General features: G+C 41.2%; 13 protein-coding genes. 5 read left to right on the forward strand and 8 right to left on the reverse strand.

Annotated features, from left to right (window positions below):
• Positions 1-230 precede the first annotated feature (230 nt).
• From AC4MCC_RS09750 to uvrB, 7 genes are all read right to left on the reverse strand, one after another.
• The gene (locus tag AC4MCC_RS09750) at positions 231-461 is read right to left on the reverse strand and encodes a hypothetical protein (RefSeq protein ID WP_205683241.1); all 231 of its coding nucleotides are present in this window, start codon (positions 459-461) and stop codon (positions 231-233) included.
• Between the two features lie 29 nt (positions 462-490).
• Positions 491-865, reverse strand: a complete 375-nt coding sequence (locus AC4MCC_RS09755) for a winged helix-turn-helix transcriptional regulator (protein WP_125278388.1) — start codon at positions 863-865, stop codon at positions 491-493.
• A gap of 210 nt (positions 866-1075) precedes the next feature.
• Entirely contained in the window at positions 1076-2533 is a 1458-nt protein-coding gene (locus AC4MCC_RS09760) for a glyceraldehyde-3-phosphate dehydrogenase (protein WP_004782721.1), read from the reverse strand.
• A gap of 239 nt (positions 2534-2772) precedes the next feature.
• Positions 2773-4539, reverse strand: a complete 1767-nt coding sequence (locus tag AC4MCC_RS09765; protein ID WP_491885208.1) for a hypothetical protein — start codon at positions 4537-4539, stop codon at positions 2773-2775.
• 133 nt (positions 4540-4672) lie between these two features.
• The gene (rarD, locus tag AC4MCC_RS09770) at positions 4673-5605 is read right to left on the reverse strand and encodes an EamA family transporter RarD (protein ID WP_491885209.1); all 933 of its coding nucleotides are present in this window, start codon (positions 5603-5605) and stop codon (positions 4673-4675) included.
• A gap of 167 nt (positions 5606-5772) precedes the next feature.
• Positions 5773-6372: a lipocalin family protein gene (locus AC4MCC_RS09775; protein WP_004782725.1), complete on the reverse strand. Its 600-nt coding sequence runs from the start codon at positions 6370-6372 to the stop codon at positions 5773-5775.
• Between the two features lie 142 nt (positions 6373-6514).
• Positions 6515-8536: an excinuclease ABC subunit UvrB gene (gene uvrB, locus AC4MCC_RS09780; protein ID WP_034170047.1), complete on the reverse strand. Its 2022-nt coding sequence runs from the start codon at positions 8534-8536 to the stop codon at positions 6515-6517.
• A gap of 569 nt (positions 8537-9105) precedes the next feature.
• Between uvrB and AC4MCC_RS09785 the strand changes: the two genes are divergently transcribed.
• Positions 9106-9894: an A1S_2505 family phage non-structural protein gene (locus AC4MCC_RS09785; protein ID WP_419374464.1), complete on the forward strand. Its 789-nt coding sequence runs from the start codon at positions 9106-9108 to the stop codon at positions 9892-9894.
• A 56-nt stretch (positions 9895-9950) separates the two neighbouring features.
• On the opposite strand, the gene AC4MCC_RS09790 is transcribed toward AC4MCC_RS09785, so the two are convergent.
• The gene (locus AC4MCC_RS09790; protein WP_491885210.1) at positions 9951-10130 is read right to left on the reverse strand and encodes a hypothetical protein; all 180 of its coding nucleotides are present in this window, start codon (positions 10128-10130) and stop codon (positions 9951-9953) included.
• Positions 10131-10575: 445 nt separating this feature from the next.
• Here AC4MCC_RS09790 and AC4MCC_RS09795 point away from each other — a divergent pair, with 445 nt between their 5' ends.
• The 4 genes from AC4MCC_RS09795 to AC4MCC_RS09810 all read left to right on the forward strand — a co-directional run bounded on the left by AC4MCC_RS09795 (position 10576) and on the right by AC4MCC_RS09810 (position 14322).
• Positions 10576-11655, forward strand: a complete 1080-nt coding sequence (locus AC4MCC_RS09795; protein WP_166137148.1) for an OmpW/AlkL family protein — start codon at positions 10576-10578, stop codon at positions 11653-11655.
• Positions 11656-11835: 180 nt separating this feature from the next.
• On the forward strand, positions 11836-13050 hold the full coding sequence (locus AC4MCC_RS09800; protein ID WP_491885211.1) for an MFS transporter: 1215 nt from the start codon (positions 11836-11838) through the stop codon (positions 13048-13050).
• Positions 13043-13177 carry a hypothetical protein gene (locus AC4MCC_RS09805; RefSeq protein ID WP_277343749.1) on the forward strand — a complete coding sequence of 45 codons (135 nt, stop codon included), beginning with the start codon at positions 13043-13045 and terminating at the stop codon, positions 13175-13177. The genes AC4MCC_RS09800 and AC4MCC_RS09805 overlap by 8 nt, the downstream gene beginning before the upstream one ends.
• 185 nt (positions 13178-13362) lie before the next feature.
• Positions 13363-14322: a TauD/TfdA dioxygenase family protein gene (locus AC4MCC_RS09810; RefSeq protein ID WP_491885212.1), complete on the forward strand. Its 960-nt coding sequence runs from the start codon at positions 13363-13365 to the stop codon at positions 14320-14322.
• The last annotated feature ends 45 nt before the right edge of the window (positions 14323-14367 follow it).

Consider the following 14367-nt stretch of genomic DNA (forward strand, 5'->3'; position numbering starts at 1 on the left):
TAGTGTGAATAAAACCCTAAAGTTTTCTGTTCAAACAGCTGGATCTTTTTTTCTAATGCCTGATCTTTAGTTGCTTCTTTTAAAAACTTGAATGAACTTAGTATATTTATTCTTAAGCTATAGAACTCATCTACAAGATTTTTAGCTTTCTTAAAATCTATATTTTTGACCCAAAATCCTGTTAAAATTTTATTATTTATTCCTTCTATTTCAATCGTTAAAATTGCAAGCTATTTAGCTTGTTCTGCTATAACCTCACTACCTTTTTGTTTTCTCCAACTCGTATAAGTCATCAATACTGCTATTGGAGCAAGGATTGAAGCTGACCAAAGCAAAAGATTAGTCGCTAAAGTGAGATCAACTTCTAAAAGCTGAAAGATCGCATAAATAGCGATGCATAAAGTTAGGATAATTGCGTACACTGCCAATAATCGAGCAACTAGATTTTCTGACTTATCCATTTATTGCTTCCCCAAAAGCAATTTAATTTTTATTTAGTAACACGCTCTTTATTTTCCAAAATCTCTGGCAAACTCCGCTCTACCCAGCCAATCAAATAGTTTATTTTTTCTGCTGCTTGCGAACCGGTAATGGTCAATTGATATTCAACTTTGGGCGGCACAACGGGATAAACCGTTCTTAAAATAAAACCATCTTGCTCCAGCATTTTTAAGGTTTGCGCCAGCATTTTTTCACTGACCCCTTCAATTCGCTGCTTCAGCTCACTAAAGCGATGTACACCCTCACTTAAACAGCGCAATACTAGCACTGACCATTTATTGGTGAGATGTTCCAGTATTTCACGGGATGGGCATTCATTAGATAGCACCTGTCCCAACAATGGACTGATTGCATACTTGGTCATTGAAGAGTTCCTTTCTTGATCACAATTTTTAGTTCTTACTTACTATTTTTAATGTACTTACCATTTGTAAGCTAACAGATTCAAATAGGCACATCAAGGTGAATTTTCCATCAATTAATGCAATAGTTTTATAAAGCTGATTTGCCACCTTTATCTTCCACAATAAAAAAGAGCCTCAAAAGAGGCTCTTTTTTAGATCACTTCTACAAATTATGCATTTGTTTCAGCAGGAACTTTTGGATAGCTTACGCCGCCCATTTGTTCAGCAATGCGAAGTACCTGGCAGCTATAACCCACTTCGTTATCATACCAAACGTAGCAAGTTAAACGATTGCCTGAAGTGATTGTCGCTTGAGCGTCGAATACACCTGCAGTACGAGAACCGATAAAGTCAGAAGATACAACTTCAGTAGAGTTTGTATAACCGATTTGACCTTGAAGGTTAGAATTGATTGAGATTTGGCGAATGTATTCATTCACTTCATCACGATCAACTTCTTTATCTAAAGTCAGGTTCAGGATCGCAAGAGATACGTTTGGTGTAGGAACACGTACAGAGTTACCAGTCAACTTGCCTTTCAGCGCAGGAAGTGCTTTCGCAACTGCTTTAGCAGCACCAGTCTCAGTGATAACCATGTTTAATGTTGCAGCACGGCCACGACGGTCAGCTTTATGGTAGTTGTCGATCAGGTTTTGGTCGTTTGTGAACGAGTGAACTGTTTCAACGTGACCATTGATCACTGTGTATTTGTCGTTTAACACTTTCAATGTTGGAGTGATCGCATTGGTTGTACAGCTTGCAGCAGAGATGATTTGATCTTCATCAAGGATGTCAGCCTGGTTCACACCAAATACAACGTTCTTCATGTCACCTTTACCAGGTGCAGTCAGAATTACGCGAGCAGCGCCTGGGCATTTCAGGTGTTGAGCAAGACCTTCAGCATCACGCCATTTACCAGTGTTGTCGATCACTAATGCATTTTCGATACCGTATGCAGTGTAATCCACTTCAGATGGATTAGATGCATAGATCACTTTGATGAACTGACCGTTTGCAATAATTGCTTCGTTTTCTTCATCTACAGAAATCGTACCCGCGAATGGACCGTGGATTGAGTCACGACGCAATAAAGACGCACGTTTTTCAAGGTCACCGTCAGATGATTTACGAACTACGATTGCTTTCAGGTTCAAGCCACGGCCTAGACCTGACTGGCTGATCATCAAACGGGCAAGGATACGACCGATACGACCGAAACCGTAAAGTACAACGTCTTTACCTTCAACAGAAGTTGCATTGCCTTCAAGTGATTTCACAGCATCAGCAACGAATGCGTTAACATCACCACCTTTTGCTTTGAATTCAACAGCAAGTTTGCCTAGATCAATTTCAGCAGTACCGATGTTTTCTACTTTTGCCAATGCTTCAAGAATTGGGAAAGTGTCTACAACAGAAAGCTCAACGTCCAGTACACGAGTACGACGATGCGCTTTAAGGATCTGGATTACAGAACGGTTAATTAAAGAGCGACCGTAAACTGTAGCTACGATATTTTTTTCACGATATAACTGACCTACTAGGGCAATCATACGTTCCGCAAGTTCTTCACGGTTTTTCCAACGACCTTGGTGCTCTGCATGGAGGGCAACGATAGTGTCTTTGCTCACAGATACGTCCTCTAATTAATTGTAAATCTAAGCATAAATTTCAAAACCCGATAATTGTAATGGAATTGGCCGCAAGTTTGAATCAAAAGCTGATTAACTCTGGCCGAAAATCCGATATATTCACTATAAATTTTGAAAATAATTGTAATTAGTCAGATGATTTTGCATTTAAAATTTGAAAAATCATCTATTAACTATAAAAACCAGATTTTTGTTAAATGTTGTTTATTCAGCCAAAACTAGAGTTCATAGCTGATGGCATTTTCCTGATTAAGCTGCACTTTGGTTCCTGCTGAAAAATTCATGTCCAGACTCATGGATGCATTGAAGTTTTCTACATCAAAATCGTCATAGGTTTCTGGCAAATGAATCAGGATTGGTAAGCGGGTCAAACCGTTATCTCCACATGGAAAAGCATAGTGGCGTTCAACCTGCTGTAGATTCTGTAAACTTTCAAATTCCAGAAAAACACTGCTGTTTTCATAGGTACGTGGAACCTGAATAATTTCCAGGAACATGCTGCGCTTTAACTGCTGCAATCTGTTCAGTGCGATTTCAATATCCTGATCTGAAGTGTCCTTAGTCCATAGTTTCTTGAAAATTGACTTCTTCTCATGCTCTCTCTTTTGACGATGCAGCGTATTGATATATTTTTTCAAATCCCGATATTGCTGCACATTATCTGCAATTGTAGACTGAATATCCTTGATCGGCTGCTCGGAACGCTGGTGCATCACCTGCCATTCATGCGAGTTGGTCGGAATAAAGGTTTCACCTTTGCGTTTTTCCAGCAGGCGAATAAATCCCAGTAATTTATATTCAAAATTCTGGATATATTGATTAAACATAAATGCTGGCTGCGATTTGAAATCGCGGTAATAGGCCAGAATTTCAGAAAAGATTTTATGGACGTGCAAATATAGATAAGAAAATTCTTCAATATGAGAAAGATGATCACGGATCGCATCACGCATGGGTAATAACAATTCCCGAGTCAGAATTTCTTCAAAGTTTTTCAAATGTCGCTGTGCCACCACATCGGCATTTTTTTCTACCACCTGAATGGGTTCAACCAGCAAATGGAATAGCTTCTGTTCTGAGATCTGTTCCAGATCATGCACAATATCAATCACGTCCAGATGAATCTGGCTTTGCAAGGTCACCATACGCTGCATCTGTGATTTCAGCGTTTCGACCACTTCCTCATCCATATCCTCTTTCAAATCCAGGACAAGAACATTCAGGTAAACCTGATCTTCAAGTGCACCCTTTTCTTCAATCAGGAAACGGCGAATAGAATATGGATTCTGTTGTACATCCATCACTGGCGCAACAATGAATAAAAATTGCGAAGTACGGACAATATCAAAATGACGGATTTCTTGTTCTTTGATCAGGAAATAGCGAAACAGCGGATGTTTCATTTCCACGGTTTGTTTTTTTAATAGAGGTTTGTACCAATAACCAAGGAGTTGCTGCTTGATAAACACCTCGGTAATAAAGCATTTCACATGCTCTTCAGTCAGCTGGCGCACCCCTTCTAAAGGTTGCAACGTCAGTTCACGGATAATTTCAGCAGCATTTAGCAAAAAGGTTCGGCGTAGTTCCAGCTTTTCACGCTGCATCTGAAAGTTTTCATCGACTTCGATTTTATCAATTTGCTCAAGTGCATTTTCCAGATAATCCGCAATCTGCAAACTGTCATTTAAGCCCTTCAGGCTTTGCAAGGATAAGGCAAAGGTGCTGGCATAATAACGCATCCGGTCATTTAAAAACTTTTGACTGAGCAACTCGACCGAGTGTTGAGCCTGGTATCGATATTGATTGGCATCACGATCCCAGAGAATTTTTTGGGGTTTTAAAATCTGAAAATTGATACTTTCTTTAAGCTCGGCAGATACATCAGCCAGAACTGTTCTGAGTTCACGCTGCCATTCCAGATCCAGACTTGGTTCTAGCTGTGACAGGCGGGCACGTAACTGATATGGAATAGCGATTTCCGACATACAATTCCCCAAATAAATCGTGATATCTTGTTATTTTGTGATGTATGTCTCGAATTTTACATTATCTAGACTGACAATCTACAAATATTGTCTAATTAAAGCTGCACGATCTGGAATTTAATATTTTATAAAATCATTTTTCTTTATATTGTTCCAGCTTCTCGACTTTTTGCATAAGTTCGCGTTGTTTCAGCTTTTGCTGACGTAAATGCAAAATACCTTCAATTACCAACAATACGACGGCCAGCCAGATCGGGAGATAAGTCAGCCATTCGCCGGCTTCAACCCGCTCCCCTAATGCCATAGACGCAAAAGCCAAAAGTACTGGCTCTAAATAGCTCAATAGCCCAAAGATGACAAAAGGCAAATAGCGGCTTGCCAGAATATAACTTCCCAATCCTAACGCACTTAGAAAGCCTAGACCTAATACCGCAAAAATCAGATGCTGCGCATTAAGGATCAGTTGCATGGAATCGCTATGAATAAAGCCTAGATAGATCGCGACAGGCAGAATGATGAAGAGGTCCCACCAGAAACCGCCTAAATGATCCGTCTGAAATTTACGGCGCATAAAGAAATACAGCGGATATGCCAGTGCCACATACACCGTTTCCCAGGCAATGAAACCGATCCGCCAGATTTCATGTCCTACACCTAATATGGCCAGTGCGACTGCTGCCATCTGCCAGCGTGACAATTTTTCCTTATAAAGTACACATCCGACTAGGACCATAACTAGCGGCAACAGAAAATATCCCAGGGATACCTGTAAACCGCGACCATTAATTGGTCCCCATAAAAAGAGCCACAACTGTGTCGTACATAACAGGGAACTGATGATCAACCAGATCAGAAAAGCAGGTTGTTTGAGAATGCGTTTTAAAATTTGAGTGATATGGTTGAGGTCACCTGACCACCACATGAACGCAGTCAAAAATGGAATGGTCGCCAGCATTCGCCAGGCAAAGGTTTGTTCACTGTCTAAAGGCTGCAACAATGGCGTGAATATATACAGGACACCAAATACCACTGATGCCAATACCGATAATGCAATGCCTTTATACATGCTTCAAACCCAAGATCATTCCAGCGTATTATAACGATTAGTCTAAAATAAAGCTTGAAGATTCATCTGACCAAAGGTGATAGCAAGGCAAAATATATAATTCAAAAAAGAGAAGCATTAAAAAACCATGCCGAAGCATGGTTTTTATACATAACCCGAGTGGCCTTTTATTTTCTTGCCTGTTGGGTCTGTTTGGTATGAATCACATCACTTAAATCATAACCCACAGATTGCGCATATTGCAGGTATTCATTTACCACATTCTGATCCAGTTGAGGATCACGTGACAATACCCACATATATTTACGTTTTGGCTCGCCGACCAGTACGGTTTGATAATTATCATCTAGTTTCAATACCCAATAATCGCCACGACCCACTGGTAACCAGCGAATAAACTCTGGTAAGAAACTTACTTTGAGCTTGGTGTTATAAGGTGCATTCTGAATGTATGCCTCACCTACGGATTGGGTCACCTGACCATTTTTCTGGATACAGCGGTTATCTACATTAACGTTACCATTTTCATTTAATGTATAAGTCGCCGTAACATCACGATCACATTTGTTCTGGAACGTAAGTGGCTTACGAGCCACTTCATACCAAGTGCCCAAATAACGGTCCAGTTCAACTTTCTCTACAGTGGGTAAAGAATCGTTCTTGGCATAAGCCATGGTTGCAGCCCCGAGTCCAAGTAGAACTGCACCACCCACTGCAATTTTTGCAAGTTTCAATCCCGCATGAGGGAGATTATTTTTAGTTGTCATACGATACCTATTTGATCAGGACAAAATTTTCAACATGAATATTTCGTACTTACAATAGCGGCATCCGCAGACATACTCTGTAGCATTATGTTAGGTTTGTGATTGATTTTACGTAATTTAAATTTGTAATTTACACACAGACCTAACTTAACATCTGCGCTTTTAAACGTAAAATTTCATCCCGTATACGTGCAGCTTGCTCAAATTGTAGCTCTTTTGAAGCCTTGAGCATTTCTTTCTCCAGTTTATTGATATGCTTCGCGAACATCTTTGGATCGGCCATGATATGGCGTTCATCTGCACTGATCGCACGGGCCTGATCGGAAGCTTTCAGCTCAATAGTTTCATCATCCAGCACTTCGCCTGTATCAATTTCCTTAATCACCTGACGTACTGCACTACGTGGTGTAATACCATGCTCTTCATTGAACTGAATCTGCTTGGCACGACGGCGTTCAGTCTCATCAATGGCTTTTTGCATAGAATCGGTGATGCGATCCGCATATAAAATCGCTTTACCTTTCAAGTTACGCGCTGCACGACCAATGGTCTGGATCAGTGAACGCTCTGAACGCAGGAAACCTTCTTTATCCGCATCCAGAATCGCAACCAGTGAAACTTCTGGCATATCCAGACCTTCACGCAGCAGGTTAATGCCGACCAAAACATCATGCACACCGGTACGCAGCTCATGAATGATTTTCACACGCTCTACGGTATCAATATCGGAGTGTAAATAGGCAACCTTGATTCCGTATTCTTTTAAATAAGACGTCAGGTCTTCTGCCATGCGCTTGGTCAATGTCGTTACCAGCACACGTTCATTCATTTCCTTACGGATATTGATTTCAGACAATACATCATCGACCTGCGTCAAGACTGGACGGATTTCAATTTCCGGATCAATCAGACCGGTTGGACGAACCACCTGCTCGACCACCTGTTCAGATTTTTCCAGTTCATATCTTGCAGGTGTGGCACTGACGTACACGGTCGTCGGTACAATACGTTCCCATTCCTCAAATTTCATTGGACGGTTATCCAGTGCACTTGGCAAGCGGAAACCGTAATTCACCAGATTTTCTTTACGGGAACGGTCACCTTTGTACATGGCTCCAATTTGTGGAACAGTCACGTGCGATTCATCGATAATCAGCAAGGCATCATCGGGTACATAATCAAAAAGCGTCGGCGGTGCTTCGCCTGCCGGACGACCCGATAAATGACGTGAATAGTTTTCGATACCGTTGGTATAACCGAGCTGCTGCATCATTTCCAGATCATAACGGGTACGCTGCTCGATCCGCTGAGCTTCCAGCAACTTGTCATTTTCACGGAAAAAGACCAGACGTTCTTTTAACTCATCTCGAATGGTTTCAATCGCGCGAGCCAAATTGTCTTTCGGTGTTACATAGTGACTTTTAGGATAGATCGTGACACGCGGCACTTTACGGATCATTTTCCCGGTTAAAGGATCAAACCAGCGAATGGAGTCGACTTCATCATCAAACAGCTCAATCCGGATGGCATCCTGATCCGATTCGGCAGGGAAAATATCAATAATCTCACCACGAATACGATACGTACCGCGCAGGAATTCCAGTTCATTACGGGAATACTGCATTTCGACCAAACGACGGATAATATCATCACGGCCAATCCGGTCACCTTCCACCACATGCAGCAACATGCTCATATAGGCATTCGGATCACCCAGACCGTAAATCGCAGAAACAGAAGCAACAATAATCGCGTCGCGACGTTCTAAAAGTGCACGGGTTGCCGAAAGACGCATCTGGTCAATGTGATCATTAATTGCCGCATCTTTCTCGATAAAGGTATCTGAAGATGGCACATAGGCTTCTGGCTGATAGTAATCATAATAACTGACGAAATATTCAACCGCATTATTCGGGAAAAATGCTTTAAATTCGCCGTAGAGCTGTGCAGCCAGCGTTTTGTTATGAGCCATGACAATAGTCGGACGCTGGGTACGGGCGATGACATTGGCCATAGTATAGGTTTTACCTGAACCGGTAACCCCCAGCAAAAGCTGATCGTGATAGCCTTTTTCTATACCCTTGACCAGCTTTTCAATGGCCTGTGGCTGATCGCCAGCAGGTTGATAATTGGTCACCAGTTCAAAGGGTTGTTTATCACTCATAGCTTTAATAATTTCACTGCGGATATCGACTCAATTTATTATGGGGGTAAAACTGAATTACTCAATCCCTATCCAGGTTTCTGTTTAGTAAAATAAAACAGGATCATTGTCATTATTTTATATTGCTTTACTCAGTTCAAATTTGATGAATAAGGGACAGAACAATCCAAATTGCTTTGAAACATATAACATTAATGAGTATAAAATTGAGATCTATAAAATTATAAAAAACAGGCAAAATCATGAAAGATAAAGAATATCGTGAAATCGCTACTAAGAACCAATTCCGCTATATGGGCACAATCATATTTTGTATGGGTCTTTTCTATTTGTTCTTGGTCATTGGTGCCTTATTGAATAAGTACTTTTTATAAAAGGCCGTCACTTATGCAAAAGAATAAATTAAGCATTTTTAGACAGCAACTCTATTTAGGTTTGTTCGGTATCCTATTCTGGATTATTGGGGGAATTTTGACGTATCTGTTTGGGTAATGCTGCACAATAATGCCTTGACCCCTGCCCGTTTCAAAGGCAACATGAAATCAATCAGGATATCGAATAAAAAAGCCATGACTTACCATTATCACGATGAAAGTATTGTTAAATCTCTGCCAGAAAATACGGTATTTGTTTTCGGAAGCAACTTGGCTGGACAACATGCCGGAGGTGCAGCTCGAACAGCTTATGAGCATTTTGGGGCGGTCATGGGGGTTGGTCGTGGCTGGGCAGGCCAAAGTTATGCCATTCCGACTATGAATGAGCATTTGCAACAGATGCCTCTCTCACAGATCCAGCACTATATTGATGACTTCAAGATTTACACCAAGAACCATCCTAAAATTAAATATTTTATTACTTCGGTTGGTTGTGGCATTGCAGGCTATAAAGTTGAAGAAATTGCTCCTATGTTCAAAGGCATTTCCCACAATGTCATTTTTCCGCAATCTTTCCGGCCTTTTGTAGAAAAAGCGCTTCCGAAAATTACGTCGCAATTCCTGCATACCATCTTCCGGGATTCAGTGATTTTTACTCCGGCGACAGATGAGCTGATTGATGTTCTGGCACTGACCGATAATGAAAAGAGTCTGGCCAAGATTCTGCTCAATACTCAGATTTATCCGGTCGACAGCAATGGTCGTGATCGTGTATTCGAGATTGAAGATATTCTGCATAACCTGAATGGCAAGATTTTTGACTTTCAGAATAATTCTGAAGGTTCCATGCTGTTTGGTGCCATAATTCTGGCGCTACTGGAACTTTATAATATCAATGAAAAAGACTTTATTGATGTCTGGAAAGGCGATCGTGAGATTGCCCCACCAAAACCTGAAAATAAGGCGCGTAAAACAGTTCGCTAAGAAAATCTCAAATTTTACTCATAAAAAAGCCATGAACTTCATGGCTTTTTTATTTATTAACGTTTGCCCATTGAACGGCGTGTACCACGAGGTGGCATCCAGGTCCGGTCGGCATAACGCTGCGGTTTAGGTCGCAGATCTTCCAGAACTTCATCTGAAGCAGATTGTTCTGTCTGTTTTAATGGAAACGGTAAATTAACCAATGGCTTTTTCTTGGGAGAATTTTGGGAGCTCATGCGCAATACTCAATAATTTATGCGGCTATTGTACAAAAAAACTCTATATGCTGTGTACCATCGGTTAGCTAAATTTATTCAAGCTTTTTCTAGTGAGTTTAAAGCAGAAAATTTCCTGATTTCTTGTACAAATCACGTCCAGGATAGAAAGCTTAAATCATTATTTAAAACTTAGATTAATGAGAAAAATGTTACCCACTTATTATTCTATTACTTCGATAAAACTGAAAATTTTATAAAAATTAATATCCTATTTATCTTCACTATTCATAATAATTTTTACATAAATATATATTTTATTAATACAATTTATACAAACTTTGGCATTTTTTACTTTCTGTTAACTTTTCACTACTCGTTCTGTAACTGTGTAAATTGGTGAGATTTAACTAAATTGTTCAATAGAAAAACAAATAACTACCACGGACAAGGAGTCCTCTGAACAATGAAGACAATCATGGTATGCATGGCAGGTCTAGCCACACTACCCCTGCTTGCACATGCAGAATCCCCATATTTCAGCCTACAGGATGGCGATGGCTTTAAACGATTTTCCGTTTCAGTCGGTGCACTGCATGTCATGCCACAAGGAAAAGCTCAGCCCTTTCAAGTTAATACTGCTGTAAAAAATGGTGAAGTTGCCAGAAATGGTGCTATTCAAGTCGATACCGTATTGAATAACTTGAATTCTAATGTTGACCAAGAGGGTCTTGCAGCAGCATTAGAATTTCTGGGTTTTTTTACCGGTGGTGAATTAGGTAGTGGACTCAGCGGTAGTTCACGAATTCAAGGGTTGGAGGAGTGGAATAATCCAGGCACAGGTCTGGAAGCAGATGATGTCACTACCCTTGGGATTTTAAGTAATTACTTTTTTACCGATCACGTATCACTTGAAATGAAAGCCGGCATTCCACCCAAAGTGGACTTACAGGGCAAAGGAAAAATTTATGCTCCTTTCGCTGCGATCGCTACACCTCAAATCGGTAGTTTGCCTTTAGAATTCCTGAATATCGATCTGCAAAATGATATTTTTATTACTGATTTAGAAGCTCATGGTCCTGCAGCGTCAGCACGTGCTTGGACGCCTGCCTTTGAATTACAATATCATTTTGGAAAAACCGGAGTTAATAAGTTTCGCCCTTATGTCGGCTTAGGGGTAATGTACGCTTACTTTAATGAATTGGAGATTAACCCGCGTACTGAACAGGATTTGATTGCAGCCGGTCATATGATTGCCAATATCAAAGAAGGCAATGCCGGAGCTTCACTGGAAGGTAAACCGAGCAATGCCAATCCTACAGTAGATCTGGAAGCGTCTGATGCCTTTGCTCCTGTCGCGACTGTCGGCTTCACTTATGACTTTAATGATACCTGGTTCGCGGTAGGTTCTGTATCTTATGCTCATCTGAAAAATGACACCACGATTACGGTAACAGATGCAAATCTAGGTGAACTGATTCGCTCCAAAGCCGATATTGAAGTTAATCCAATTCTGGCCTATGCCGGCTTCGGGATGCGTTTCTAATCAATTAATTCTTTTATTAAAAAACTGAATGCTTCAGAACAACGGCTACGGCCGTTGTTCTGCGTTTAGGCATTTTATATAACTATAAAAAAAATTTATCGTTTGATTAATTTTTATTTTATCGCCTCTCTAGGTTGAATCGAATACTATACCTATCAACTTTATATGCTTGAATGACTTATGGCTGACAGTCAATTTTCCAGGACCCTGATTTTAATGCTGATTGGCGCTGCCATTATTCTGGCTTTATCTTTGGGGATTCGTCATGCATTTGGCCTATATCTAGTGCCAATGAGTGAAGAATTTGGTTGGGGTCATAATGTCTTTAGTTTGGCCATTGCCATGCAGAACCTGATCTGGGGTGCTGTTCAGCCTATTACTGGTGCCTTCGCTGACAAATATGGCAGCAAGATTGTCGTTGCCATTGGCGGTGCCTTATATGCGCTTGGCCTGTTATTGATGGCTGTCAGTTCGACTGGATTATTATTGAATCTCAGCGTCGGACTGATTTTAGGTTTAGCTTTGTCTGCCACTTCTTTCCCAGTTTTATTGTCTGCGGTTGGACGAGCTGCACCACCTGAAAAACGCAGTCTGGCAATGGGGATCGCCAGTGCAGCAGGCTCCTTCGGCCAGTTTATTATGCTGCCCTCAACGCTGTTACTTTTACAGAATGTCGGCTGGTCAGCAGCACTTGTCGTCAGCGCAATTTTAATCGCTTTGATTGTACCTTTGGCCTGGATGCTAAAAGCCCCGATGTATGTCGATCCAAATACCGTATCTACACCGAATAAGGTATCACTCAGCTTTAAACAGATTTTAGTGGTAGTCAAAAACCATAAGCCATTCTGGTTTCTGGCGATGGGCTTTTTTGTCTGTGGCTTTCAGGTGGTCTTTATCGGGATTCACCTGCCGGGTTATCTGATTGATCATGGATTCAATGCTACAACTGGCACCATTTTCCTGGCGCTGGTGGGCCTGTTTAATGTTGTCGGTACCTATACGGCTGGCTGGCTCGGTGGAAAGTATTCCAAACCACGTCTGCTAATGGGCTTATACGGTCTGCGCGGGATTGCGATTATCGCCTTTTTGATGCTGCCTTTAAGCACCTGGACGGTCTATGCGTTTGGTGTCATCATGGGATTATTATGGCTTTCCACCGTACCACTGACCAACGGTATTGTTGCCAATATGTTTGGCGTGAAATATCTAACTATGCTCAGCGGGATTGTATTCTTTACCCATCAGGTCGGTTCATTCTTTGGCGGCTGGCTCGGTGGTGTAAACCATGACATGAGTGGTAACTATAATGCGGTATGGATGTTGTCGATTGCCTTAAGTATTTTTGGCGTACTGGTGCACTTATGGGTAAATGAGGAGCAAATCGTACATGACTGATTCGACCTTTCTGCTCAAGCTTTCCATTGCGGTAGCGATGGTACTTCTCCTCTCTATTTCTTTATGGCTCTGGAGCCAGACTCCAGAACTGTTTGAGTACTTTAATCAGGCGTTTTGTGCACATTAATTGTCAAATATTTGACACTTTTCAGCAGCTTTAGGACTTTGTTTTGCCATATTAATTAAAAGATTTCAAATCAATCATTTAGATATTTTTATTAAGTTTTTCATAAGTTTAGCAATTCTTTTGATTTTATTTTTGCTCTGTTTTTTTTTAGATTTTCTGCAACAAGAAAATTCAGAGACTTTCCAATGACAAGCTTGACCCAACTTTCACAAGCCATTCACGATGCACCACGCTGGCATCAGCAAGATCAGTTCCAGAATACTGATGAAATCAAAATTGTCCCGCAGGCAGATCAAGCCCTAGGCGCAGTGGTTTATGGCCTCGATGCCCATAAAGCCCAATCTGGCGAAACCATCCTGCGTCTGAAGCAGGCTCTGGCTGAACATTTGATCCTGATCTTTAAGAATCAAAGTCTGGATGATCTACAGTATCTGGCATTTGCCACCTATTTCGGTTCAATCTTCCGTCCAGATGCTGACACGCCAGTACTGGCTTCTAAAACAGATACCGGCACTCCACCTGATGTCGTACCAGTTTCCAATGCAGTCGGTCAAGGGGATTACACCGGCCATGGTGAACTTGCCCCGCATGCCGATCACCAGTGGACACCGCTACCATCTTTTGGCTCTTTACTTTATGCCATTGAACTGCCAAAAGACGGTGGCCAGACGTCCTGGATTAATACCATCAAGGCTTATGAAGCATTAGATGAAGAAACCAAAGCACAAATCGATCAGTTACAACTCATTACCTATAATCCATTTGTACGCTTCCAGAGCAATAAAGGTGGTAATGCGTATGCGGGAAATATACCAAAATATCGCTTTAAAGATCAGCCAATTTTAGGTCATGCCTACCCACACCCACTGGTACGTACCCATCCTGAATCTGGCCGTAAAGCACTTTGGTTAAATACTCATACCGAAGTTGAGTTGGTAAATTATGATGATCAGGCAGGCAATGAACTGATTACAAAATTACGTGAGCATGTCTTAAAACCTGAATTCGCTTATGAGCACAATTGGGAAGCAGGCGATATCGTATTCTGGGACAATCAGGTCACTTTACATTCACGCCGTCCGTTCCCCGCTGATCAACGCCGTTTATTAAAACGGATCAGCCTGGCAGGTAGTCGTCCATTTTAATCTCCATAAAAATATAATAAAGAGAAAGGTCATTTAAGCCTTCGA

This window comes from Acinetobacter sp. CAU_H_56 (genome assembly GCF_058599425.1).